At 71.9% G+C, this 24,503-nt stretch carries 23 protein-coding genes; 18 read left to right on the forward strand and 5 right to left on the reverse strand.

Annotation, left to right across the window (positions count from 1 at the left end; translation table 11 throughout):
• The first annotated feature begins 46 nt into the window (after nucleotides 1-46).
• The 13 genes from M1D56_RS05175 to dapF all read left to right on the forward strand — a co-directional run bounded on the left by M1D56_RS05175 (nucleotide 47) and on the right by dapF (nucleotide 14,202).
• Nucleotides 47-1,069 (forward strand): LacI family DNA-binding transcriptional regulator, encoded by a 1,023-nt coding sequence (locus M1D56_RS05175; protein ID WP_271174239.1) that lies wholly within the window; start codon nucleotides 47-49, stop codon nucleotides 1,067-1,069.
• A 10-nt stretch (nucleotides 1,070-1,079) separates the two neighbouring features.
• Entirely contained in the window at nucleotides 1,080-2,057 is a 978-nt protein-coding gene (gene dapA, locus M1D56_RS05180) for a 4-hydroxy-tetrahydrodipicolinate synthase (RefSeq protein ID WP_282980002.1), read from the forward strand.
• A gap of 80 nt (nucleotides 2,058-2,137) precedes the next feature.
• On the forward strand, nucleotides 2,138-3,814 hold the full coding sequence (locus tag M1D56_RS05185) for a ribonuclease J (RefSeq protein ID WP_271174241.1): 1,677 nt from the start codon (nucleotides 2,138-2,140) through the stop codon (nucleotides 3,812-3,814).
• Nucleotides 3,815-3,912: 98 nt separating this feature from the next.
• Nucleotides 3,913-6,729 (forward strand): DNA translocase FtsK, encoded by a 2,817-nt coding sequence (locus tag M1D56_RS05190; RefSeq protein ID WP_456284884.1) that lies wholly within the window; start codon nucleotides 3,913-3,915, stop codon nucleotides 6,727-6,729.
• A 25-nt stretch (nucleotides 6,730-6,754) separates the two neighbouring features.
• Complete coding sequence (gene pgsA / locus M1D56_RS05195) at nucleotides 6,755-7,336, forward strand: CDP-diacylglycerol--glycerol-3-phosphate 3-phosphatidyltransferase (RefSeq protein WP_456284885.1); 582 nt, start codon at nucleotides 6,755-6,757, stop codon at nucleotides 7,334-7,336.
• Entirely contained in the window at nucleotides 7,329-7,829 is a 501-nt protein-coding gene (locus M1D56_RS05200; RefSeq protein WP_309299976.1) for a CinA family protein, read from the forward strand. Before pgsA ends, M1D56_RS05200 begins: the two co-directional genes overlap by 8 nt.
• A gap of 126 nt (nucleotides 7,830-7,955) precedes the next feature.
• The gene (locus tag M1D56_RS05205) at nucleotides 7,956-8,270 is read left to right on the forward strand and encodes a helix-turn-helix domain-containing protein (RefSeq protein WP_271174244.1); all 315 of its coding nucleotides are present in this window, start codon (nucleotides 7,956-7,958) and stop codon (nucleotides 8,268-8,270) included.
• Between the two features lie 6 nt (nucleotides 8,271-8,276).
• Nucleotides 8,277-8,495 (forward strand): DUF3046 domain-containing protein, encoded by a 219-nt coding sequence (locus tag M1D56_RS05210; protein ID WP_324011949.1) that lies wholly within the window; start codon nucleotides 8,277-8,279, stop codon nucleotides 8,493-8,495.
• Nucleotides 8,496-8,755: 260 nt separating this feature from the next.
• Nucleotides 8,756-9,817: a recombinase RecA gene (recA, locus tag M1D56_RS05215; RefSeq protein ID WP_271174246.1), complete on the forward strand. Its 1,062-nt coding sequence runs from the start codon at nucleotides 8,756-8,758 to the stop codon at nucleotides 9,815-9,817.
• Nucleotides 9,818-9,824: 7 nt separating this feature from the next.
• Nucleotides 9,825-10,760, forward strand: a complete 936-nt coding sequence (locus M1D56_RS05220; protein WP_456284886.1) for a regulatory protein RecX — start codon at nucleotides 9,825-9,827, stop codon at nucleotides 10,758-10,760.
• A 49-nt stretch (nucleotides 10,761-10,809) separates the two neighbouring features.
• Nucleotides 10,810-12,357, forward strand: coding sequence for a tRNA (N6-isopentenyl adenosine(37)-C2)-methylthiotransferase MiaB (gene miaB / locus M1D56_RS05225; RefSeq protein WP_282980012.1), 1,548 nt, complete (start codon nucleotides 10,810-10,812; stop codon nucleotides 12,355-12,357).
• Entirely contained in the window at nucleotides 12,354-13,271 is a 918-nt protein-coding gene (miaA, locus tag M1D56_RS05230; protein ID WP_271174249.1) for a tRNA (adenosine(37)-N6)-dimethylallyltransferase MiaA, read from the forward strand. The genes miaB and miaA overlap by 4 nt, the downstream gene beginning before the upstream one ends.
• A gap of 58 nt (nucleotides 13,272-13,329) precedes the next feature.
• Nucleotides 13,330-14,202, forward strand: coding sequence for a diaminopimelate epimerase (gene dapF, locus M1D56_RS05235; protein WP_456284887.1), 873 nt, complete (start codon nucleotides 13,330-13,332; stop codon nucleotides 14,200-14,202).
• Here dapF and M1D56_RS05240 read toward each other — a convergent pair whose 3' ends face one another.
• On the reverse strand, nucleotides 14,203-14,883 hold the full coding sequence (locus M1D56_RS05240) for a LysE/ArgO family amino acid transporter (RefSeq protein WP_456284889.1): 681 nt from the start codon (nucleotides 14,881-14,883) through the stop codon (nucleotides 14,203-14,205).
• 75 nt (nucleotides 14,884-14,958) lie between these two features.
• Between M1D56_RS05240 and M1D56_RS05245 the strand changes: the two genes are divergently transcribed.
• On the forward strand, nucleotides 14,959-15,852 hold the full coding sequence (locus M1D56_RS05245) for a LysR family transcriptional regulator ArgP (RefSeq protein ID WP_456284890.1): 894 nt from the start codon (nucleotides 14,959-14,961) through the stop codon (nucleotides 15,850-15,852).
• Here M1D56_RS05245 and M1D56_RS05250 read toward each other — a convergent pair.
• On the reverse strand, nucleotides 15,849-16,487 hold the full coding sequence (locus tag M1D56_RS05250; protein WP_271174253.1) for a class I SAM-dependent methyltransferase: 639 nt from the start codon (nucleotides 16,485-16,487) through the stop codon (nucleotides 15,849-15,851). The two genes, M1D56_RS05245 and M1D56_RS05250, sit on opposite strands and share 4 nt — an antisense overlap.
• A 161-nt stretch (nucleotides 16,488-16,648) precedes the next feature.
• Here M1D56_RS05250 and hflX point away from each other — a divergent pair, with 161 nt between their 5' ends.
• Nucleotides 16,649-18,172, forward strand: a complete 1,524-nt coding sequence (gene hflX / locus M1D56_RS05255) for a GTPase HflX (RefSeq protein ID WP_271174254.1) — start codon at nucleotides 16,649-16,651, stop codon at nucleotides 18,170-18,172.
• Nucleotides 18,173-18,190: 18 nt separating this feature from the next.
• Here the strand turns inward: hflX and M1D56_RS05260 are convergent, their stop codons facing one another.
• Both M1D56_RS05260 and M1D56_RS05265 read right to left on the reverse strand, forming a co-directional pair.
• Entirely contained in the window at nucleotides 18,191-18,967 is a 777-nt protein-coding gene (locus M1D56_RS05260) for a hypothetical protein (protein WP_456284891.1), read from the reverse strand.
• A gap of 4 nt (nucleotides 18,968-18,971) precedes the next feature.
• Entirely contained in the window at nucleotides 18,972-20,954 is a 1,983-nt protein-coding gene (locus M1D56_RS05265; protein ID WP_456284892.1) for an alpha/beta hydrolase family protein, read from the reverse strand.
• Between the two features lie 145 nt (nucleotides 20,955-21,099).
• Between M1D56_RS05265 and M1D56_RS05270 the strand changes: the two genes are divergently transcribed.
• Nucleotides 21,100-22,038 carry a methylenetetrahydrofolate reductase gene (locus M1D56_RS05270; RefSeq protein WP_324011941.1) on the forward strand — a complete coding sequence of 313 codons (939 nt, stop codon included), beginning with the start codon at nucleotides 21,100-21,102 and terminating at the stop codon, nucleotides 22,036-22,038.
• A gap of 69 nt (nucleotides 22,039-22,107) precedes the next feature.
• Here M1D56_RS05270 and lexA read toward each other — a convergent pair whose 3' ends face one another.
• The gene (lexA, locus tag M1D56_RS05275; protein ID WP_271174258.1) at nucleotides 22,108-22,791 is read right to left on the reverse strand and encodes a transcriptional repressor LexA; all 684 of its coding nucleotides are present in this window, start codon (nucleotides 22,789-22,791) and stop codon (nucleotides 22,108-22,110) included.
• Nucleotides 22,792-23,042: 251 nt separating this feature from the next.
• Here lexA and M1D56_RS05280 point away from each other — a divergent pair, with 251 nt between their 5' ends.
• Both M1D56_RS05280 and M1D56_RS05285 read left to right on the forward strand, forming a co-directional pair.
• The gene (locus M1D56_RS05280) at nucleotides 23,043-23,396 is read left to right on the forward strand and encodes a LysM peptidoglycan-binding domain-containing protein (RefSeq protein WP_282980026.1); all 354 of its coding nucleotides are present in this window, start codon (nucleotides 23,043-23,045) and stop codon (nucleotides 23,394-23,396) included.
• A 27-nt stretch (nucleotides 23,397-23,423) separates the two neighbouring features.
• Nucleotides 23,424-24,503, forward strand: a complete 1,080-nt coding sequence (locus tag M1D56_RS05285; protein WP_282980027.1) for a histidinol-phosphate transaminase — start codon at nucleotides 23,424-23,426, stop codon at nucleotides 24,501-24,503.

Here is a 24,503-nt window from a genome sequence, read left to right on the forward strand (position 1 = left end):
TTCGCATAGGGTCGATCCGAGCGGCGCGAGCGCGAAGGAGGCGGCCATGGCGACGATGAGCGACGTGGCGCGCGCGGCCGGGGTGTCGGTCATGACGGTGTCGAACGTGCTCAACGACCGCGGGCGGGTGAGCGCCGAGACGCGGCTGCGGGTGCTCGAGAAGGTGCGGGAGATCGGGTACGAGATCGACCTCACGGCGCGGCGCCTGCGCGCGGGACGCACCGACACGGTCGCGCTCATCGTGCCGCGCTTCGACCACGCGTACTTCGGCGACCTCGCGGCCGCGTTCGCAGAGGCGTTCGCCCTTCGGGGGCGCCACCTCGTCGTCGAGCAGAGCGGTGCGAGCGTCGAGGGCGAGCTGTCCGCGCTGTCGCTCGCGCGCCTGCGCATGTACGACGGCGTGATCCTGAGCCCTGTGGGTCTCGGCGCGCCCGACCTCGACCGCATCGCCATCCCCACGCCCATCGTCATGCTCGGCGAGCAGCAGGTGCCCGAGCGCTTCGACCACGTCACCATGGCGAACGCCGAGGGCGCGCGGATGGCGGTCGCCCACCTCATCGGGAGCGGCGCGCGGCGCGTCGCGATCGTCGGCGGCGCGCGCGCGTCGCGCGGCGTGACGATGTCGAGCCAGCGTACGGACGGATGGCGCGCGGCGCACGCCGACGCGGGGCTCGCCGCGGATCCCGAGCTCGTCTTGGAGGTGCGCGAGCCGGCCGTCGACGGCGCGCGTGACGCCATCGCGCGCGCGGTGCGGGACGGCCTCGGCGTCGACGCCGTCTTCGCGGTCACCGACCAGATCGCCTTCGGCGTGCTCGCGGGGCTCGCCGACGCGGGCGTCGCGGTGCCGGGGGACGTGCAGGTGATCGGGTTCGACGACGTCGGGATCAGCCGCCATGTCGCCGGCGGGCTGTCGACGGTCGATCCCGGCTCCCGCTGGATCGTCGAGCAGGCGGTCGAGACGCTCGAGGCGCGGATGGCGCGCGCGGACTTCGCGCCGCGGCACCTCGTGAGCCCCGCGCGCCTCGTGCTGAGGGCCACGACGAAGGCGGCGCCGTCGTCGAGGCGATAGCCTTGATGCCATGACGCACACGGGCAATCCCTTCGGACAGGTTCTCGTCGCGCTCGTCACGCCGATGACGGCGGACGGCGAAGTGGACTGGCCCGGCGTCGAGAAGCACATCGACGCGTGCATCGCCCAGGGCGCCGACGGGATCGTCGTCACGGGCACGACGGGGGAGACCTCGACCCTGACCGACGCCGAGAAGCTGCGCCTCGTCGAGGTCGGCAAGGACGTCTCGGCCGGGCGCGCGAAGATCATCACGGGCGGCGGCTCGAACGAGACCGCGCACGCGATCGACCTCTACCAGAAGAGCGAGAAGGCGGGCGCCGACGGCATCATGATCGTCACGCCGTACTACAACAAGCCGACGCAGGCGGGTGTCCTCACGCACTTCCGGCTCATCGCCGACTCGACCGACCTCCCGGTGATCCTCTACGACATCCCCGGGCGCACGGGCATCCCGATCCGCTACGAGACGATCCTGCGCCTCGCGAAGCACCCGAACATCCTCGCGGTCAAGGACGCCAAGGGCGACCTCAGCGAGGTGAGCCGCGTGCTCAACCAGACCGACCTCATGTACTTCTCGGGTGACGACGCCAACGTGCTCCCCGAGCTCGCGATCGGCGCCACGGGCCTCATCGGCGTGACCGCCAACGTGGCCTCGGGCCCGTACCGCACGATCGTCGACGCGGTCAACCGCGGCGACCTCGCCACGGCGACCGACCAGCACAAGCGCCTCGAGCCGCTCGTGCGCGCGCTCATGACGCACGTGCCCGGCACGGTCGCGACGAAGTACGTGCTGCACGGCCTCGGCCGGATCTCGAGCCCGCGCGTGCGCCTGCCGCTCGTCGGTCCCGAGGAATGGGAAGCCGCGCTCATCGAGGACGAGCTCGCGCTCGTCAAGGACGTCGACGGGGTCGACTTCTCGAACTTCCGCCCCGACCGCAACGCGGCCGCGGGCGGCGCGCTGCCGAAGGTGCCCGGCACCACCCGCTGATCTCCCGCGGCGGCACCGGTCGTCGCGACAACACCGAATACGACGAACCGGATGCCGCAGGGCATCCCGGAAGGCGGACGATGTCCACACAGGTTCTCGAGCCCGCAGATCTCACCCCGGGGACCCTTCGGGTGACGCCCCTGGGCGGTCTCGGCGAGGTCGGCCGCAACATGACCACGTACGAGATCGACGGCGAGATCCTCATCATCGACTGCGGCGTGCTCTTCCCCGAGGAGCACCAGCCGGGCGTCGACCTGATCCTGCCCGACATGGAGCCGCTGCGCGGACGTCTCGACGACGTCGTGGGCGTGGTGCTCACCCACGGGCACGAGGACCACATCGGCGCCGTCCCGTACCTCCTCAAGCAGCGCCCCGACATCCCGATCATCGGCTCCGCGCTCACGCTCGCGCTCACCGCCGCGAAGCTCAAGGAGCATCGGATCACCCCCGTCGCGCACGTCGTGAAGGAGGGCGAGACGTGGGAGGCCGGGCCGTTCGAGCTCGAGTTCGTCGCGGTGAACCACTCGATCCCGGACGCGCTCGCGGTCGCCGTGCGCACGGACGCCGGCCTCGTGCTCCACACGGGCGACTTCAAGATGGACCAGCTGCCGCTCGACGGCCGCATCACCGATCTGCGCGCCTTCGCGCGGCTCGGCGAGGAGGGCGTCGATCTCTTCCTGCCCGACTCGACCAATGCCGACGTGCCCGGCTTCACGCCGACCGAGCGGTCGATCGGGCCCGTGCTCGACCAGGTCATCTCGAAGACGCCGGGGCGCGTCATCGTCGCGAGCTTCTCGAGCCACGTGCACCGCGTGCAGCAGGTGCTCGACGCCGCGGCCGCGAACGGGCGGCGCGTCGCGCTGCTCGGCCGCAGCATGGTGCGCAACATGACGATCGCCGCCGACCTGGGATATCTCAACGTGCCCGACGGCGTGCTCATCGACTACAAGAAGGCACGCGATGTGCCCGACCACCAGATCGTCTACATGTCGACGGGGTCGCAGGGCGAGCCGATGGCCGTGCTGAGCCGCATGGCGAACCTCGACCACGAGATCGAGCCGGGGGAGGGCGACACGGTCATCCTCGCCTCGAGCCTCATCCCGGGCAACGAGAACGCCGTCTACCGCGTCATCGACGGGCTCACGAAGCTCGGCGCCAACGTCGTGCACAAGGCCAACGCGAAGGTGCACGTGTCGGGCCATGCCGCGGCCGGCGAGCTCATCTACTGCTACAACATCCTCAAGCCGCGCAACGTGCTGCCCGTCCACGGCGAGTACCGGCACCTGATGGCGAACGCCCGGCTCGCGCAGGACACGGGCATCGACGCCGAGCGCACCATCATCGGCTCGAACGGCACGGTCGTCGACCTCAAGGACGGCGAGGCGCGCGTCGTGGGCCAGCTCGACCTGGGCTTCGTCTACGTGGACGGCTCGAGCGTGGGCGCCATCACGGATGCCGACCTCAAGGACCGCCGGACGCTCGGCGAGGAGGGCTTCGTGTCGGTCATCGTCGTGGTCGACTCGCAGACCGGCAGGATCATCACGGGCCCCGAGATCCACGCGCGAGGCATCGCGGAGGAGGATCGGGTCTTCGACAAGGTCAAGCCGAAGATCGTCGCGGCCCTCGAGGAGGCCGCCCAGAAGGGCGTGCGCGACAACCACGCGCTCTCGCAGACGGTGCGTCGGACGATCGGCCGCTGGGTGAACCAGTCGCTGCGCCGCCGGCCGATGATCGTGCCGCTCGTCATCGAGGCCTGAGGGCGCGAGCGCCGTCGTGGACGCCGGATCGGCGCGGGATTCCGCGCCGATCCGCGTCGTTCCGGCCGGATGTCGGCCCGGCGACGTACCGTGGAGCAATGCCACGTACGTCCGCCGCGTCGAAGAGCCCGGGAACCAGAAGCACCCGCGGGGCCTCGAAGGATGAGGCCGTGGCCGCTCCGCGCCCGCGCAAGAAGGCCGATCCGGCTCCCAAGCGCTATGTCGACGAGGCCGAGCGGCAGCCCCTGCTCGTCCGGGGATGGAACGGCCTCGCTCGCGCGGTGGGCGGCCTCTTCCGCGCGTTCGGGCCCGAGGTCCTCGAGAAGGACCAGCGCCGCGACGGCTTCCCGCTCCTGCTCGTGCTGCTCGCGATCGCGGGAGCCGTCAACGAGTGGTTCTTCATCGGCAACGAGATCGCCGTTCAGATCAGCGCCTACTCGTTCGGCCTGCTGATCGGCCGCGCGGCCTTCATCTTCCCGATCCTCCTGCTCCTGCTGGCCGGCTGGTTCTTCCGCCATCCGTCCTCGGTGAACGACAACGGGCGCGTGGGGATCGGCTTCGGCATGCTCACCGTGACGATCGCGGGCTTCCTGCACGTGGCAGGCGGGCGCCCCAAGCCGGTCGAGGGCGTGCTCGCCCTGAGCGAGGCGGGCGGCGTCTTCGGGTGGCTCGTCGCCGAGGCCATGGCCTACCTCATCACGGACGTCGGCGCATACGTCGTGCTGTCCCTGCTCGCCGTGCTCAGCGTGCTCATCCTCACCAAGACGCCGCCGAACCGCATCGGCCAGCGGCTCGGCGACCTGTACCTGTGGATGTTCGACGCCGAGCGCACCGCGCCGGAGAGCCGCGAGAAGCCCGCCAAGGGCGCGACGGCCCCGACGAAGGTGCTCGAGGGCGACGAGGCCGACGAGGGCAAGGACGCGGGCGTGCCGTGGTGGCGGCGGAACAAGTCCGGCCGCGAGGAGGACCCCGAGGTCGTCTCGGAGCCGCAGGACCTCACCGAGCTGCTCACCGACCAGACCGATCGCGGCTACGACCAGGCGATCGTGACGTCGGCGCCGGCGGCCGACGACAGCCGCACGGACGACCCGGACGACGCGGTGACGGAGGTGCTCACCTCCTCGGTGCTCGCCGGGCTGCGCGGCGACGGCGCCGAGCGGCGCACGGGCCTCGTGGGCGACGGAGACGACCTCGACGACGAGACCGACGACCTGCCGGGATTCACCGGCTTCGGGACCGACGGCCCCGGCGGCCGCGGGCCGCAGCCGCCCTCCCAGCCGTACGTTCTGCCGTCGCCGACCGCACTCGCGTCGGGCCCTCCGGCCGTCGCGCGCTCCGAGGCCAACGACCGCGTGGTCGCCCAGATCACGAGCGTCTTCGAGCAGTTCAAGGTCGATGCGCAGGTCACCGGGTTCTCGCGTGGCCCGACCGTGACGCAGTACGAGATCGAGCTCGGGCCCGGCGTCAAGGTCGAGAAGATCACCCAGCTCTCGAACAACATCGCCTATGCCGTCGCGTCGAACGACGTGCGCATCCTCGCCCCGATCCCGGGCAAGAGCGCGATCGGCGTGGAGATCCCGAACGCCGACCGCGAGACGGTTGCGCTCGGCGACGTGCTCCGCTCCGCCGCGGCCCAGAAGTCGACGCATCCGCTCACGATCGGGGTCGGCAAGGACGTCGGCGGCGGCTTCGTCGTGGCGAACCTCGCGAAGATGCCCCACCTCCTGGTCGCGGGTTCGACGGGCTCCGGAAAATCGAGCTTCGTGAACTCGATGATCACGAGCCTCCTCATGCGCGCCAAGCCGAGCGAGGTGCGCATGGTGCTGATCGACCCGAAGCGGGTCGAGCTCACGAACTACGCGGGCGTGCCGCACCTCATCACCCCGATCATCACGAACGCGAAGAAGGCCGCAGAGGCTCTCCAGTGGGTCGTGAAGGAGATGGACATGCGGTACGACGACCTCGCGTCGTTCGGATTCCGCCACATCGACGACTTCAACCGCGCGGTCGTCGCGGGCGAGGTCGACGTGCCGGCCGGCAGCGAGCGCGTGCTGAAGCCGTACCCCTACCTCCTCGTCGTCGTCGACGAGCTCGCCGACCTGATGATGGTGGCTCCCCGCGACGTCGAGGACTCGATCGTCCGCATCACGCAGCTCGCACGCGCGTCCGGCATCCATCTCGTCCTCGCCACGCAGCGGCCGTCGGTCGACGTCGTCACCGGCCTCATCAAGGCCAATGTGCCCTCGCGCCTCGCGTTCGCCGTGACGAGCGTCACCGACAGCCGCGTCATCCTCGACCAGCCGGGCGCCGACAAGCTCATCGGGCAGGGCGACGCGCTGTTCTCGCCCATGGGGTCGTCGAAGGCGCTCCGTGTGCAGGGCGCGTGGGTGACCGAGGAGGAGATCGAGAAGGTCGTCGCGCACGTCACGGGGCAGGCGCGGCCCGAGTACCGCGCGGATGTCGCGGAGGCGCTCGAGCCGAAGAAGAAGGAGGTCGACGAGGACATCGGAGACGACCTCGAGCTGCTCCTCGCCGCGGCCGAGCTCATCGTCACGAGCCAGTTCGGCTCGACGTCGATGCTCCAGCGCAAGCTGCGCGTGGGCTTCGCGAAGGCCGGCCGCCTCATGGACCTGCTCGAGTCGCGAGAGATCGTCGGACCGTCCGAGGGCTCGAAGGCCCGCGACGTGCTCGTCACGCCCGAGCAGCTGCCCGGCGTGCTCGCGAAGCTGCGAGGCGAGGAGCCGCCCGCTGCCGCTCCGGCGGCTCCCTCGCCCGAGGCGCCCTCGGTGCCCGACGCCGACGACCGCTATGCCGACGACCCCATCGAGGCGCAGTTCGCCGGCCGCGAGGTCGTCGACGAGAGCGAGTCCGAGGACGCCTGGGGTCTGACCGGGCGCGACGAGCCGCGCTACTGACGCCCGCGCCTGACAGACTGAGGCCATGAGCATCCCCCGCCAGCTCCCCAACGCGATCACGGTCGTGCGCATCCCGCTCGCGATCGTGTTCTTCGTGCTCCTGCTCATCGGGGGGCATCTCGGCGAGGGAAGCCTTCCCCTGCGGTGGACCGCGGCCATTCTCTTCATCATCGCGATCTCGACCGACTGGGTCGACGGCTACCTCGCGCGCCGCTACGACATCGTGAGCGACTTCGGCAAGCTCTGGGATCCGATCGCCGACAAGCTGCTCACGGGCGCGGCCTTCGTCGGGCTCGCGATCCTCGGCGAGATGGCCTGGTGGATGGTCGTCGTCATCCTCGTCCGGGAGTGGGGGATCACGATCCACCGCTTCGTGGTCGTCCGGCAGCACGTCGTGGCCGCCGCCTGGATGGGCAAGGTCAAGACCGCGTTCCAGGGCGTGGCGCTCGGGTGGGCGCTCCTGCCGTTCTGGCTTCTCATCGGCGAGCCGGCGTTCGCGGTCATCACCCTCATCCTCATGTGGATCGTCGTCGTGCTCACCGTGGCGAGCGGCGTCGACTACGTGCTCGCGCAGATCCGCGGAGCGCGGGCGGACACCGGTGAGTGACGTGAAGCGCGAGACGTTCGCGGTCGCGAACGAGCTCCTGCGCCGGCTGTCGGCGCGCAACTGGAGCATCGCGACCGCGGAGTCGCTCACGGGCGGCCTGCTGTCGTCGGCGATCATCGAGGTGCCCGGTTCGTCGCAGCGGATGCGCGGCGGCGTGGTGGCCTACGACACCGCGATCAAGCACAGCGTGCTGGGCGTCGACGCGGCCCTCCTCGAGGAGCACGGCGCCGTGCACCCGGACGTCGCGCGCGAGATGGCGGCCGGAGCGCGGCGCACGCTCGCGCTGGCCGACGAGGACACCATGGTGGGGTTGTCGACGACGGGGATCGCCGGCCCGGCGTCGCCGGACGGGCAGCCGGTCGGGACCGTGCACGTCGCGGTCGCCACGCCCGAGCGCGTCGTCGTGGCCTCGCACCTGTTCGACGGCGACCGGGCGGAGATCCGGGCGAGCGCCGTGCTCGCGGCCCTCGATCTCGCGGTCGCAGAGATCTGAGGGCGGGCACTGGGCGGATTCTCGGCGTGAGCGGCGCCCCGCCCCGTGTCAAGCGGGATTAAATTGGTCTCATCGGTGTTGTACTCTGATGCATCCGTCGGATGGTGGAGTGAGGAGGGGATAGTCATGATCCTGGTTCGTCAAGAGATCGGCGACGTTCTGCGCGGCTTCCGCCAGCAGAAGGGCCAGACCCTCCGTCAGGTCGCGAGCAAGGCGAGCGTCGCGCTCGGATACCTGAGCGAGGTCGAGCGGGGCCAGAAGGAGGCCTCGAGCGAGATCCTCGCCTCGGTCGCCGAGGCGCTCGACGTGCCCATCTCCACGATCTACCGGACGGTGGGCGATCGCATCGCGGTGCTCGAGGGACTCGACGTGCAGGCGTTCCCCGACGTCGTGCCCGACGACCTCATCGCCGAGGTCGAGCCCGAGCTGTCCTTCCGCTGACCGCGCATGCGCCGCAGCGAGTTCCTGCGCGCCGTCGACGCCGAGTTCGGCGGTCGCGCGGCCTCGCTCGTGCACGACCTGGTGCTCACGGGCATCGGGCGCACCGCCCAGGAGGCGCTCGAGGCCGGCGTGCCTCCGCGCGACATCTGGGAGGCGCTGTGCATCGAGACGGACGTCCCTCCCGCACGCCGGCACGGAGCCGGCCGGCTCGAGCCGCGACGCTGAGCCCGCGCCCGCCGTTCGATTCTCGGATCGCGTTCATCGGCGTGTCATCGAAGGTGCGTTCGAAGAGAGCGTAGTCTCGTGCACAACGTGGTTCCGGGACGATATCCCTCCACAGATGCGGCGGTCCGGCGGCGATGTCGGTGGTCCTCCGTAGCGTGGGAGTCGGCATCAGCGCCACGCGCCTTGTCGCAGTCCTCGGCCATCCGGTCGGAGCGCGACAGCCTACAGGCGGCGGTTCACGAGTGGAGAAGGAACAGGAAATGCCCGCACCAGCAGACCGCGAGAAGGCCCTCGAGTCGGCCCTCGCACAGATCGACAAGCAGTTCGGCAAGGGCTCGGTCATGCGACTGGGCAGCGACGAGCGCGCGCCCGTCGAAGTCATCCCCACGGGGTCGATCGCGCTCGATGTCGCGCTCGGCGTGGGCGGGATCCCGCGTGGCCGCATCATCGAGATCTACGGCCCCGAGTCCTCGGGAAAGACGACGCTCACGCTCCACGCGATCGCCAACGTGCAGCGCGCGGGCGGCATCGCCGCGTTCATCGACGCCGAGCACGCGCTCGACCCCGAGTACGCGCAGAAGCTCGGCGTCGACATCGACCAGCTCCTCGTGTCGCAGCCCGACACCGGAGAGCAGGCGCTCGAGATCGCCGACATGCTCATCCGGTCGGGCGCGATCGACCTCGTCGTCATCGACTCGGTCGCCGCGCTCGTTCCGCGCGCCGAGATCGAGGGCGAGATGGGCGACTCGCACGTCGGCCTCCAGGCCCGCCTCATGTCGCAGGCGCTCCGCAAGCTCACGGGCGGCCTGAACCAGACGAAGACCACGGCGATCTTCATCAACCAGCTGCGCGAGAAGATCGGCGTGTTCTTCGGGTCTCCCGAGACCACCGCGGGTGGAAAGGCGCTCAAGTTCTACGCGTCCGTCCGCATGGACATCCGCCGCATCGAGACCCTCAAGGACGGCGCCGAGGCGGTCGGCAACCGCACGCGGGTCAAGGTCGTCAAGAACAAGATGGCTCCGCCGTTCAAGCAGGCCGAGTTCGACATCCTCTACGGTGTCGGCATCTCGCGCGAGGGCAGCCTCATCGACTTCGGCGTCGAGCACGGGATCGTGAAGAAGTCCGGCTCCTGGTACACCTACGACGGCGACCAGCTCGGGCAGGGCAAGGAGAACGCACGCAACTTCCTCATCCAGAACACCGACATCGCACTCGAGATCGAGAACAAGATCAAGGACAAGCTCGGCATCGGCCAGCGCGGCGTCGCGGCCTCGGCAGAGTCCGCGCCCGCGGCGGTCGAGCCGGTCCGCCGCACGGCGTGAGGCGCGCATGAGCGACGTGGCCGACGGGGGCGAGGGCGACCTCGCCCCCGTGATCCCGCTCTTCGGTGGGACGGGGCCGGTGGCACCCTCTCACCCCACGCGCCGCACGCGCCCATCCGATGACGCCGACCGCGGGGCGGCCGGCGTCGCGGATCCCGCGAGGTCGGCGCATCCGGCCGGGAGGGCGAGCCGGCACGCGGCGGACGGCGCCATCCCCGGCGATGCCATCCCGAGCGGCGTCGCGTCGACGAGCGGCGACGACGCGGATGACGCCCGAGCGTCCGACGAGGCGTCCGGCGAACGCTGGCACACGACCTGGCGGGATCTCGGGGCCGGCGAGCGGCGCATCGCTCCCGTCCCGGCCGTCACGACGACCGTGCGCGACGGCGTGCGGTTCGTGGAGCTCGCGCCTGCCGTCGACCCCGCTGGTTCCGAGGACGAGCGGGGGCCATCGGAGGTCGCCGACGCTGCGGAGGCTCGGCTGCTGAAGGCGCTGCGGTCGCGCTCGCTCTCCGTGAGCGAGGCGCGCATGCGGCTGCGGAAGGACGAGGTCGACGCGGGCCTGGTCGACGAGATCATCGACCGGCTGGAGCGGCTCGGCGCACTCGATGACGCCGCCCTCGCGGAGCAGCTCGTCCACGCCGGCACGACGCGCAAGAACCAGGGGCGCCGCGCGATCGCGCAGGCGCTGTCGTCCCGCGGCATCCCGCGCGACGTGATCGACGCCGCGCTCGACGACCTGCCCGACGACGACGAGGAGCGCGCGCTCGAGTTCGCGCGCGGGAAGGCGCGGAGCCTCGTGCGCTATGACGACGACACCGCCCTCCGGCGGCTCGTCGGCCAGCTCGCGCGGCGCGGGTTCGGCGGCTCGCTCGCGATGACCGCGGCGCGTCGCGCACTCGACGAGGCACGCGGCGGCGGTCACAGCGTGCGGTTCCGCTGAGCGATCCCTCGGCGCGCCCGCGGGGAGCGGAACGTAGAATGTCCTGGTCATGACTACGCCATCCAGCGCCCCCACGCTCATCGAGCCCTCGCCCGCAGCCTTCGACGCACAGGGACGCGCTCGCTCGTACGAGGTCCGCACCTTCGGGTGCCAGATGAACGTGCACGACTCCGAGCGCCTCTCCGGCTCGCTCGAGAGCGCCGGCTACGTCAAGGCGGCGCCCGGCGAGGAGGCCGATCTCGTCGTCATCAACACGTGCGCGGTCCGCGAGAACGCGTCGGGCAAGCTCTACGGCACGCTCGGTCATCTCAAGTCGCGCAAGGACGCCCACGCGGGCATGCAGATCGCCGTCGGCGGCTGCCTCGCCCAGATGGACAAGGAAGCCGTTCTCGAGCGCGCGCCATGGGTGGACGTCGTCTTCGGAACCCACAACATGGGCTCGCTGCCTGAGCTCCTCGAGCGGTCGCGCCACAACGGCGAGGCCGAGGTCGAGATCCTCGAGTCCCTCGAGGTGTTCCCGTCCACTCTCCCGACCAAGCGCGACTCGACCTACTCGGGATGGGTCTCGATCTCCGTCGGGTGCAACAACACCTGCACGTTCTGCATCGTGCCCAGCCTGCGCGGCAAGGAGAAGGACCGTCGGCCCGGCGACATCCTCAGCGAGATCCGCCTGCTCGTCGACGATGGCGCGATCGAGGTCACCCTGCTCGGCCAGAACGTGAACACCTACGGCGTCGAGTTCGGCGATCGCGAGGCATTCGGGAAGCTGCTCCGCGCCGCCGGCGAGATCGAGGGCCTCGAGCGCATCCGCTTCACGAGCCCGCACCCCGCGGCCTTCACCGACGACGTGATCGCGGCGATGGCCGAGACCCCCGCGGTCATGCCGCAGCTGCACATGCCGCTGCAGTCGGGCAGCGACAGCATCCTCAAGGCGATGCGCCGGTCCTACCGCAGCGCCAAGTTCCTCGGGATCCTCGATCGTGTCCGCGAGCGCATCCCGCACGCCGCGATCTCGACCGACATCATCGTCGGCTTCCCGGGTGAGACGGACGCCGACTTCGAGGACACGCTGCGCGTCGTCGAGCAGGCGCGGTTCGCGAACGCGTTCACGTTCCAGTACTCGATCCGCGAGGGCACGCCGGCGGCGACCATGCCGAACCAGGTTCCGAAGGAGGTCGTGCAGGAGCGCTACGACCGCCTCATCGCCCTTCAGGAGCGCATCTCGCTCGAGGAGAACCACAAGCAGCTCGGCCGTTCGGTCGAGGTGCTCGTGTCGACCGGCGAGGGGAAGAAGGACGCCGCGACCCACCGCCTCACGGGCCGCGCGGAGGACAACCGGCTCGTGCACTTCGAGCTGCCGGACGGTTCGGAGCGCCCGCGCCCCGGCGACGTCGTGACCGTCGAGATCACGCACGCCGCGCCCTTCCATCTCCTCGCGGACAGCCCCGACGGCGCGCCGCTGCGCATCCGGCGCACGCGCGCGGGCGACGCATGGGATCGCTCGCAGGCGGAGTCGTGCGCAGTGCCCGCGGCACCCGGCGCGAGCGCCTCGGGCGCCGTGCGGCTCGGCCTGCCCACCATCCGCGTCGGCGTGTGACGCTCGCGGATTCGCCGCGGCTCTGGGCCGTCGTCGGAGCGACGGGAACGGGCAAGAGCGACCTCTCGCTCGACATCGCCGAGGCGGTCGCCGCGGAGGGTCGGCACGCCGAGATCGTGAACGCCGACGCCATGCAGCTCTACCGCGGCATGGACATCGGCACGGCCAAGGTCCCCGTGGCCGAGCGCCGTGGCATCCCGCATCACCTCCTCGACGTCCTGGAGGTGACAGAGGAGGCCGCCGTCGCGCGCTACCAGGTCGACGCGCGCGCGGCGATCGACGCCGCGCTCGCCCGCGGGCACGATGCGATCCTCGTCGGCGGATCGGGGCTCTACGTCTCGAGCGTGCTCTTCGACTTCCGCTTCCCGCCGCGCGACGCGGCTCTGCGTGCGCGCCTCGAGGCCGAGCTCGAGACCTCGGGGCCCGGCGCGCTCTACGCGCGTCTGCAGCAGGAGGACCCGCAGACCGCCGCCCGCGTCGACCCGCGCAACGGCCGCCGCATCGTGCGCGCCCTCGAGGTCCTCGCGCAGGGCGCGTCCACGCACGGCGCCGCTCTCCCGGAGGCGCCCGAGCTGTGGCGTCCGGCGACGATCCTCGGTCTCCACCTCGAGCGGGCGGCCCTCGTCGAGCGTCTCGACCGGCGCGTCGAGCGGATGTGGGACGAGGGTCTCGTGGGGGAGGTCGAGCACCTCCGCACACAGGGGCTCGAGCAGGGGGCGACCGCGCCGCGGGCGATCGGCTACGCCCAGGCGCTCGCGCAGCTGGACGGCGCCCTCTCCGAGGAGGACGCGATCGCCGAGACGCAGGCGCTCACGCGCCGCTACGCACGACGGCAGGTCTCGTGGTTCCGGCGGTACCCCGAGGTGCGCTGGTTCGAAGCGGGCGCTGTCCCGCTCGTCGACGCCCTGCGCTGAGCCCGCCCGACGTCCCCGTGCCCCGGCCGCCGCCATCCCGCGGCCATAGACTGGGGGGATGACGGAGATCCAGTTCACCAAGGGACACGGCACGGGCAACGACTTCGTCATCGTCGCCGACCCGGAAGGCGAGCTGGACCTCACCGACGACCAGATCGCGGCGCTGTGCGACCGGCGCTTCGGCATCGGCGCGGACGGCCTGCTGCGCGTGGTGCGCTCGGCGGCGCTCCCGGAAGGCGCCGCGTCGCTCGCGGAGGAACCGGCCGCCGAGTGGTTCATGGACTACCGCAACGCCGACGGCTCGAAGGCCGAGATGTGCGGCAACGGCACGCGCGTGTTCGCGCGCTATCTGCTCGACGCCGGCCTCGCCGACCTGCTGGCGGGCGCGACGCTGCCGATCGGCACTCGCGCGGGCGTCAAGGACATCACACGCAGCGAGACGGGCTTCCAGGTCGACCTCGGGCGATGGCGCGCCGAGCCGGGGGACCCGCTCGTGCGCGCGCGGGGCCTCAGCGTCGCACGGCCGGGCCTCGGGATCGACGTCGGCAACCCCCACGTCGTGGTGGCGCTCGCCTCCGAGGAGGAGCTCGCCGGCCTGGATCTCACGGTGCAGCCGATCATCGACCCGGTGCCGCCCCACGGAGCGAACATCGAGTTCGTCGTCCCGCAGGGCGTGAAGGACGGCATCGGACGCATCCGCATGCGCGTGTTCGAGCGCGGCGTGGGGGAGACCCTCTCCTGCGGAACGGGGACGGCGGCCGCGGCCCTCGCGGTCCGCGACTGGGCGGGCGCCGACGCCCCTGACTTCTGGCGGGTCGACGTGCCCGGCGGAACGCTCGGGGTGCGGATGTTCCCGACCGAGGAGGGCGAGCACGTCGCGCTCTCGGGACCGGCGACCCTCGTGTTCTCGGGGACCGTCGCGCTCGCCTGATCAGGCGAAGGCGAGCGTCGTCGCGAGCGCCGCCATGATCACCGCGATCGCTCCGTCGAGGATGCGCCACGAGCGCGGAGAGCGCAGCCAGCGCGCCGCGACGCGCGCCATCGCCGTGAGGAAGGCGAACCAGACGGCGCTGCCCAGCACTGCGCCGAGGCCGAAGAGCCAACGGGCGTCGCCGTAGCTCGCGGAGATCGAGCCCAGCAGCAGCACGGTGTCGAGATACGTGTGCGGGTTGAGCCACGTGATCGCGAGGCACGCGAGGACGGCCGGCAGGAGCGCCGTGGTCGCCGTGCGCGGACGGGTGATCGTCGCCGTGCTCGTGCGCGGTCCCGCCGAGGACTCCGGCTCGCGGTCGACGCCCGGCTCCTCGGCGACCGCGAGCGTCTCGCCCGTCGGCCGGAGGGCGCGCCACCCCGCCGCGAGAGCGTATCCCGCGAGGAACACGACGCCCGCCCACTTGACGGCGTCGAAGAGCCAGGGCAGGTGCTCCACGACCACGCCGAATCCGGCGACGCCCGCCGCGACGAGCGCGACGTCGCTGAGGAAGCAGGTCACCGCGAGCGCGACCGCGTGCTGGCGGCGGATGCCCATCTTGAGGAGGAAGACGTTCTGCGCACCGGGTGCCACGATGAGCGAGAGGCAGAGGCCGAAGCCGGCGAGCAGGGCGCTGAACATGCTCTCGACGCTACGCGCCCGCCGTGAGAAGCGGAAAGCGGATCTAACGATTCTCACGCTCGTTAAGCTCTGCTTATGCACATATCGCCCGAACTCGCCGGCACCGTGTCCGCGATCGTCGATGAGGGGAGCCTCGAGGGCGCCGCTCGCGCGCTGCGGATCACTCCGTCGGCGGTCAGCCAGCGGCTGCGGTCGCTCGAGGCGCAGCTCGGGCGCGTGCTCATCGTCCGCTCCAAGCCCGCCCGCGCCACGGAGGCGGGCGCGGTCGTCGTGCGCCTCGCGCGGCAGTACGGGCTGCTTGCGCACGATGCGAGCGTCGCGCTCGGGCTCGAGGGGCCCGGACGGATGAGCGTGCCGATCGCGGTGAACGCCGACTCGCTCGCGACGTGGCTGCTGCCGGGGCTGGAGCCGGTGACGCGCACGCACGACGTCGCCTTCGAGCTGCGCCGCGAGGACGAGGACCGCACGGCCGCGCTGCTCGAGGCCGGAACCGTCATGGCCGCGGTCACGTCGCAGCGCGAGCCGATCGCGGGGTGCACGGTGACCGCCCTGGGCGACACGATCTACGACGCCGTCGCGACGCCGGGCTACGTCGCTCGGTGGCTCCCCGACGGCGTCACGGCGAGCGCACTCGCGGGCGCGCCGCTGATCGACTTCGACCGCGCCGACGACGTGCAGTCGGCCTGGCTGCGCGAGCGCGGCGTCGACCCGTCGCGGCCGCCCCGCCACTACGTCCCGGCATCCGAGGACTACGCCGCCGCCGTGCGGCTGGGCTTCGGATGGGGGATGCTCCCTCCGCTGCAGGCGAAGCCGGGCATCGAGACGGGACTGCTCGTGAAGCTGGGCGAGCCGCGGCTGCGCGTCCCGCTCTACTGGCAGCAGTGGAACCTGCGGTCGCCGCTGCTCACGGCCATCCGCGAGGCGGTCGTCACGGCCGCGCGCGCCGCGCTGCCGCCTGAGCGCGGCTAGGCGATCTCGACGGCTCCGGTCGCCGGGCTGCCGTGTCGGCGCACCTTGAGCACGCGGAAGCCCTTGGCCGTCGCGTGGCGGTGGACGCTGAAGCGGTCGTCGAGAGCGGCGTCGAGCCAGCGGTGCAGGGAGTCGGAGCCCAGGTTGCGCTGCACGACGAGGTAGGCATCGCTGCGCTCGGCGAGTCGGGGGAGCCACGTCTCCATGAGCTCGTGCAGCACGGCCTTGCCGACCCGGATGGGCGGGTTCGACCAGATCGTGCGGAACGAGATCCCGTCGGGAACATCCTCGGGCAGCACGGCGTTGACATTGTCGAGGCCGAGCTCATCGGCATTGCGACGGACGAGATCGAGCGCGCGCTCGTTGACGTCGACCGCCCAGATCCGAGCGCGCGGAGAGAGCATGGCCAGCGACAGGGAGATCGGGCCCCAGCCGGCGCCGAGGTCGAGGAAGTCGCCGCCGGCGGGAGGCTCAGGGGTGTTCGACAGCAGCACGCGGGTGCCGCTGTCGACGTGATCCGGGCTGAAGACCCCGCCCGCGGTCGTCACCTCGACGTCGCGGTCGGCGAGGGACACGCGGATGCGACGGAGCTGCTCGGGGGCGGAGGGATGCGCGCTGAAGTAGTGGTCCCCCATGATCCTCGAGATTACCGGAGGCATCCGGGTCGCACGCAACACCCTCGTTCCCGCAACCGCCTGTCCCGCGATCCCCGCGCGCGGTATCCTGTAGGGCTCATCGCACCCGGACGCACGCCGACCCGGGCCCGCGGAGCGCACACCACCACGAAAGGCACCCTTTGACCGACACCTTCCATCCCGACGTGCAGACCGATCCGACGACGGACCCGGTCGATCGCGTGCTCTCGCACGCGGAGGCGCGCTCGGGCGTCCGCATCTTCGGAGCAGCGCAGGCGCTGCAGGATGCGGGAACCGCGGCCGGGTCGACGACCGACGGCGACCAGTGGGACCTCGAGGCGCGCCACGCACTCCGACGCGTCGCCGGTCTGTCCACCGAGCTCGAGGACGTCACGGAGGTCGAGTACCGCCAGCTGCGTCTCGAGAACGTCGTCCTCGTGGGCGTGTACGCGCAGGGCTCGCTCGTCGACGCGGAGAACTCCCTGCGGGAGCTCGCCGCGCTCGCCGAGACGGCGGGCTCGACCGTGCTCGACGGCGTCCTGCAGCGCCGCCCGCATCCCGACCCCGCGACCTACATCGGGCGCGGCAAGGCGGAGGAGCTCAAGGACATCGTGATGTCCGCCGGCGCCGACACCGTGATCGCCGACGCCGAGCTCGCCCCGAGCCAGCGGCGTGCGCTCGAGGACGTCATCAAGGTCAAGGTGATCGACCGGACCGCCGTCATCCTCGACATCTTCGCCCAGCACGCGAAGACCCGAGAGGGCAAGGCCCAGGTCGAGCTCGCCCAGCTCGAGTACCTCCTGCCGCGTCTGCGCGGCTGGGGCGAGTCGATGAGCCGACAGGCGGGCGGACAGGTCGGCGCGGGCGGAGCGGGCATGGGCTCGCGCGGACCGGGTGAGACGAAGATCGAGCTCGATCGCCGCCGCATCCGCACCCGCATGGCGCAGCTGCGCAAGCAGATCAGGGATTTCGCGCCCGCGCGCGACGCCAAGCGCTCCGAGCGCAAGCGGCACACCGTCCCGTCGGTCGCGATCGCCGGGTACACGAACGCGGGCAAGTCGTCGCTTCTGAACCGCCTCACGAGCGCGGGGGTGCTCGTCGAGAACGCGCTCTTCGCGACGCTCGACGCGACCGTGCGGCGCACCGAGACATCCGACGGGCGCGTGTTCACGTTCGCCGACACGGTCGGGTTCGTGCGCAACCTGCCGCATCAGCTCGTCGAGGCGTTCCGCTCGACGCTCGAGGAGGTCGCCGACGCCGACGTCATCGTGCACGTCGTCGACGCGCACCACCCGGATCCGGCCGGCCAGATCGCGACCGTCCGCGATGTGATGGCGGATGTCGGCGCGCGCGACATCCGCGAGATCATCGTGTTCAACAAGGCCGATCTCATCGATGAGGACGCGCGCCTCGTGCTGCGCGGTCTCGAGCCCGACGCCGTGTTCGTCTCGTCCCGCACGGGCGAGGGCATCGAGGAGCTCCGCGCCGTCGTGGAGGCGGCGCTTCCCGTTCCCGCCGTGGAGGTGCGAGCCCTCGTTCCCTACGACCGCGGCGATCTCATCTCGGCCATCCACGAGACCGGCCTCTTCCTCGAGCAGGAGCACGAGTCCGGGGGCACGCGGGTCCATGCGCGCGTGTCGCCGCGTCTCGCCGCCGAGCTCGAGCGCTTCTCGAGCGCGGGGTGAGGGCGGGGTCCGTCTCGCTCAGCCGAGCGCGGCGGACCCCAGCCACACGAGGGCGGTGACCGCGAGCGCCTGCGCCCAGCTCACCATGCTTCCGACGAGGAAGTACTCCGCCTGCGTGCCGCGCTCGCGGTCGCGGGAGATCTCGGGGAAGCGCACGATGCCCTTGGCCGCGATGAGCGCGGCGACGACCGGGTAGGCGTGCGCGAGCAGGAGGCCGCCGACGACGATCCGCTCGAGCGGTCCGATGAGGCGTCCGCCGCGGAGCGTGTGCACGTCCTGAGGGTCGGGCGCCGCGGTGTCGCGCTCGCCCCGCTGGCCGAAGAGGCGCCGCCGCCGCGACGGGGCGACGTCGCCGTCCGCGGGGACGTCCTCCGTGCGCAGCGCCGTGCGGACGACCCGGTTCGCCGACTCGAGCAGGAACAGGGCGCCGCCGGCCCCGAGGAGGACGATCGACAGGGGAAGGCCCTCGCCCTGCCCCCACTCGACGCGGATGGCGACCGCGGGCGGCGGGACGACGATCGCCGTCAGGGCGATGCCGCCCAGGAGCACGACCGGGAGGAAGCCGAGCGGAGAGTCGTCGGCGCGCATGGTCGCGAGCCAGCCGAGCGCGGCGACGACCGGGCCCAGCGCCAGGACGAGCGACGCGAGCGGATCGGCGCCGAGCGCCCCGCCGGCGAGCGCGCAGACGACGAGCACGGCAGACACGCCCGCCGTGCGCAGTCGCGCGCCCTGCGCTGCCGCGCGGATGAGGTCGGCGCCGCCGATCGCGGCGAGCACGAGCGCTGTCAGTTCCATCGCGTCAGACCGTACCCCGCGGGTCGGACAGGCCCTCGATCTCGAGGGGCGGCACGCCGGGCGTCTCGAACCCGAGGACGGCGCCGAGGAACGCGACCTCGGCCTCGAACGAGCGGATGATCGCCTCGCGTCCGCGGAACCCGTGCGCCTCGCCCTCGAACAGCAGGTAGGCGTGCGGGACCCCGTTCGCCGCGAGCGCGTCGCGCAGCGCCTCGGCCTGCGAGGGCGGCACGACCGGGTCGTCCGCGCCCTGGAGGATGAGGAGGGGCGTGCGGAGCGCTTCGGGGCGAGACAGCGGCGATCGCCTCGCGTACAGCTCCTCCGCCTCGGGGAGCGGGCCGACGAGGCCGTCGATGTAGCGCGCCTCGAAATCGTGCGTCTCGGCGACGAGCATCCGCAGGTCGGCGACGCCGTAGCGGCTGATCCCGGCCGAGAACACGTCGGTGTCGGCGATCGCGCACAGCACGGTCCATCCGCCCGCGGATCCTCCGCGCACCGCGAGGCGCGCGGGGTCGGCGATGCCGGCTTCGGCGATGCCGCGCGCGGCGGCCGCGACGTCCTCGACGTCGACCACGCCCCATCCGCCCTTGAGGCGCTCGCGGTACGCGCGCCCGTAGCCGGTCGATCCGCCGTAGTTGACATCGAGCACGCCGATGCCCCGGCTCGTGAAGTACGCGACCGCGAGGGAGAGGTCGCCCGAGACGTGCGCGGTCGGGCCCCCGTGCACGAGCACGAGATACGGCGGCAGGTCGCCCTCGGGGCCCGTCGCGAGCGGGTTCGTCGGCGGAAATGCGAAGGCGTGCACATCGCCGCGCGGCCCGGGGAACGACAGCGGCAGAGCCTCGGGCATCCACGCCGGGTCGAGGTCGGTCTCCCCGCCGCGCACCGGCGCGAAGGTCCGCGCGTCGACGTCGAGGAGCCAGATGCCGCCCGGCGTCCGCGGGCCGGCGCCCGACAGCAGCAGGCGCGCGCCGTCGACGTCCTTGACGAGCATCTGCCCGAGCGGCGTCTCGAGCTCCGTCACCGCCCGCGTTCCGGGATCGACGAGCACGAGCCGGTCGCGTCCGTTCGTCTGCACCGCGGCGATCCGACCGTCCTCGAGCCGCGCGTACCAGCGGGTCCCGAGATTCCAGAGCGGCCCGCCCGTGTCGGCGTCGGAAGGCAGGAGCGGCTCCACGACGGCGCCTCCGGCCGCGTCGAGCCGGGCGCGGCGGAGGTTCCATCGGGCAGGGCCGCCGGGCGCGGCAGGAGGGTCCGCGACGAAGAGGAGCTCATCGTCCGCCGCCCATTCGGGTTGCAGCGCCGACACATCCTGCCCGTCCGCGACGCCGCGCCCGCCGGCGAGTGTTGTCCAGCGGCGCACGCGCCCATCCGATTCGATGCGCCCGACGCGCAGCTCCGCGGCATCCCACGGCATGTCCGGATGGTCCCACGCGATCCACGCGAGCCGGCCAGCGCGCGGTGCGGGGTAGGCGACGAAGTCGCTCCCTGCGACGACGCTCACGATCGCGGACGCGTCCTCCGCCGCGCTGCCGTCGAGCGGGATGACGACGATGTCGCGACGGGGAGCCCCCGTGGCGCCCTGCGTCTCGCGGACCGCCCACAGTCGGCCCTCCGCGAGGACGAGGTCGCCGAACGCCATGCCGGTGCCCGCGGGCGTGAGCGGGATGGGCTCCGCATCGGCCGTGCGCAGGTACACGCGCTGATCCGACTGCTCGACGAAGAGGAGTGCGCCGTCGTCGGCCGCGGTCCACGCGCCGCCGCCGTACTCGTGGACGCGAGACCGCGCGCTCCAGGGCGCGGGAAGGACGCTCGCGCCGTCGCTCGCCCGCAGCACCGCTGTGCGCCCCCGCTCGGCCGCGACGCCCTCGGCCCACCACACGTCGCCCCCGACGAACCGCGCGTCGCCGAGGCGCGGGGAGTTCCCCGCGATGTCGGACGCCGCGATGGGCGACGGCCACGAGCCGAACGGGAGCGTCTGCGTCATGTCCTCCACGGTAACCGGCGACGTTCCGACACGGAGCGTCACAGATGCTCCCGCGTCCGCGCGCGGGCGACTACGGTCGGGAGAGGAGAGGCCGGATGCGGCGGCAGGGGATCGCCGCGGCGACCGGAGAGCACGGAGGAGGGACATGGCGACGTCGGCCACGCCGTTCTCGTTCGAGCTGTACCCGCCGCGCACGCCCGCGCGCACCGCGGCTCTCGAGGAGACCATCCGCCGCCTGGCCGCAGCAGGCCCGGACTTCCTCTCCGTCACGTACGGCGCGGGCGGCTCCACGGGCGGTGCGTCGCTGCGCGTGCTGCGGTGGATCCGCGAGAACACGGACGTCGAGCCGCTCGCTCACCTCACGTGCGTCGGCAACGACTACGCGACGGCGAGCGCCCTCATCCGCGAGTTCCTCGACGCGGGCATCCTCAGCTTCCTCGCCATCCGCGGCGACCCGCCCGCCGGGAAGGACGAGGACGACGCGTTCCTGGGCGACCTGCGGACCTCGGCCGAGCTGGTCCAGCTCATCCACCGCGTGCAGGCCGAGCGCGCTCCCTACGGCGAGACGACGATCCCGGGCGTTCCCGAGGCGGTGCGGGTGGACCGCGCCCCGCGTGCGCGCACGCTCGTCGCGGCCTTCCCCAACGGGCATCCGCGCTCGCGCCATCCGCTCGAGCACCTCGATGCGCTCCTCGCGAAGCAGGCGGCCGGCGCCGAGGCCGCGATCACCCAGCTCTTCTTCCATGCCGACGACTACCTGCGCTTCGTCGATCGCGCCCGGGCCGCGGGCGTGACCATCCCGATCCTCCCCGGCATCATGCCCGTGACCTCTCCCGCCAAGCTCGCGCGCATGCTCGAGCTCACGGGCGAGCCCCTGCCGTCGGAGCTGTCGATCGCGCTCGAGGTCGAGCCGACCCCCGAGGGCCGCAGGGAGATCGGCATCGCCTACGCGGCGGACCTCGCGCGCGAGGTGCTCGCCGGCGGGGCCCCGGGCATCCACCTCTACGCCTTCAACGAGCACGAGACCGTGCTCGCGGTGCTGCGCGAAGCCGGGGTCGCGCTGCGCGAGACCGCGGCTTCCTGACCGCCGGTTCGCTCCCGGCACACGAGGAGGGCGGGAGCCGACCGGCTCCCGCCCTCCTCGTGTGCGCCGTCAGACCGCGCGCAGGATAGCGACGACCTTGCCGAGGACCACAGCGTCGTCGGCGAGGATCGGCTCGAACGCCGAGTTGCGCGGGAGGAGCCAGGTGTGGCCGTCGCGCTGACGGAACGTCTTGACGGTCGCCTCGCCGTCGACCATGGCCGCGACGATGTCGCCGTTCTCCGCCGTGCCCTGCGATCGGATGACGACCCAGTCGCCGTCGCAGATCGCCGCGTCGATCATCGACTCGCCGCTGACCTTGAGCATGAAGAGCTCGCCCTTGCCGACGAGCTGTCGGGGGAGGGGGAAGATCTCCTCGACCTGCTGCTCGGCCGTGATCGGGACGCCGGCGGCGATGCGGCCGACCAGCGGCACGAGAGCGGCGTCGCCGACCGCGGGGCCCGAGTCGGCCGGGTTCTCCGCCGCCGAGCCCGGGAGATCGATGAGCACCTCCATCGCGCGGGTCTTCCCGGGGTCGCGACGCAGGTAGCCGCTCAGCTCGAGCTGCCCGAGCTGATGCGTCACGCTCGAGAGCGACTTCAGTCCGACCGCGTCGCCGATCTCGCGCATGCTCGGCGGGTAGCCGTTGTGCTGGATGGAGCGCTGGATGACCTCGAGGATGGCCAGCTGCTTGTCGCTCAGGTTCTTGCGCCGCCGCGTGCGCGGCTTCTCCTCGCGCGTGCCCGCATCCGTCATGTCGTGCTCCTTCGCTGCCCCGCTCGAATGTCGGAGGTGCGTGATGTGGTGGTCCCGTCAGGACGACGCTAGCGGATCTCGACGGGATTCCGGGAGATTTGTTCGAGCGTGTCTCGCAGAAGTCGCGAAACCCGTTCGAAGAGAGTTCTTGACACCGCGACCACATCGAAGATAGGTTCGGAACATCACTTCGGGTCCGTCTCTCCCGGCCGAGCAGACGGACTCGAAGTGATCTACAGGAAGGAACCGCCATGCGCACGAACAGCTCCGCTCCGGCACGCTCGACCCGCCTCCGCCTCACGGTGCGCGGCCGCCGGGTCCTCGCCGCGCTCGCCGCGGCTCCGCTCGTCGCGGCGATCGGATTCGGGGTGCTCAGCGGCGGCGCGGCCCTCGCCTCGCGCGAGGACAGTGCGCCTGCCGGCACCTTCGACACCGTCACGGTCATGGCGGGCGACACCCTGTGGGACATCGCGCAGGCGGTCGCCCCCGAGGCGGACCCGCGCGACGTCGTCGACGAGATCCTGCACCTCAACCAGCTCCCGGGGAGCGACATCGCCGCGGGGCAGGAGATCGCCATCCCCGCCGCCTACTCGACGGGCGAGTGAGTCCGTCGCGCGCTCTAGCATGGACGGGTGACCGTCTCTCTCGATGACCTCCCCCTGCGCGACGACCTCCGCGGACAGCAGCCCTACGGCGCTCCGCAGGCGCCGCTGCCCGTCGCGCTGAACGTCAACGAGAACACGCACCCGATCCCCGACGAGGTCGCCGACGACATCGCGGACTCGGTCGCCCTCGCGCTGCGGGATGTGAACCGCTACCCGGATCGCGAGTTCACGGCGCTCCGCGAAGGGTTCGCGGAGTACCTCGGGCACGGGCTCGAGCCCGAGCAGATCTGGGCCGCGAACGGCTCGAACGAGGTGCTGCAGCACCTCCTCCAGGCGTTCGCCGGACCGGGGCGGACGGCGTTCGGCTTCGCCCCCACCTACTCGATGTACACGCTGCTGACGCGCGGCGTCGGCGCGACGTTCGTGTCGGGGGAGCGGGGGGCGAACTTCTCCCTCACGCCCGAGAGCGCGGCCGCGCAGGTCGCGGAGGCCCGGCCCGACGTCGTGTTCCTGTGCGCACCGAACAACCCGACGGGGACGCCGCTCGAGAACGACGTCGTGGAAGCCGTCTACGACGCGACCGACGGCATCGTCATCGTCGACGAGGCGTACCGCGAGTTCGCGCCGCGCGACGTGCCCTCGGCGCTCCAGCTGCTGCCCGGGCGGCCCCGGCTCGTCGTCTCGCGCACCATGAGCAAGGCGTTCGCGTTCGCGGGCGCGCGCGTCGGCTACCTCGCCGCGGACCCCGCGGTCGTCGACGCCCTCCGCCTCGTCCGCCTCCCGTACCACCTCAGCGCGCTCACGCAGGCGGCGGCTTCCGCGGCCCTGCGTCACGCCGACACGATGCTCGCGATGGTCGACGAGATCGTCGAGCAGCGCGACCGGATCTCGGCCACGCTCGAGGCGCTCGGCTACACCGTGTACCCGACGTGGTCGAACTTCGTCCTGTTCGGCGGCGTGGAGGATCCGCACGCGACCTGGCAGGCGCTCTACGACCGCGGCGTGCTCATCCGCGACATCGGCATCCCCGGACACCTCCGGGTGACCGCGGGGACCGAGGACGAGACGAGCGCCTTCCTCGACGCGCTCGCCGAGATCGGCCGCTGA

The organism is Microbacterium sp. JZ101, assembly GCF_053903175.1.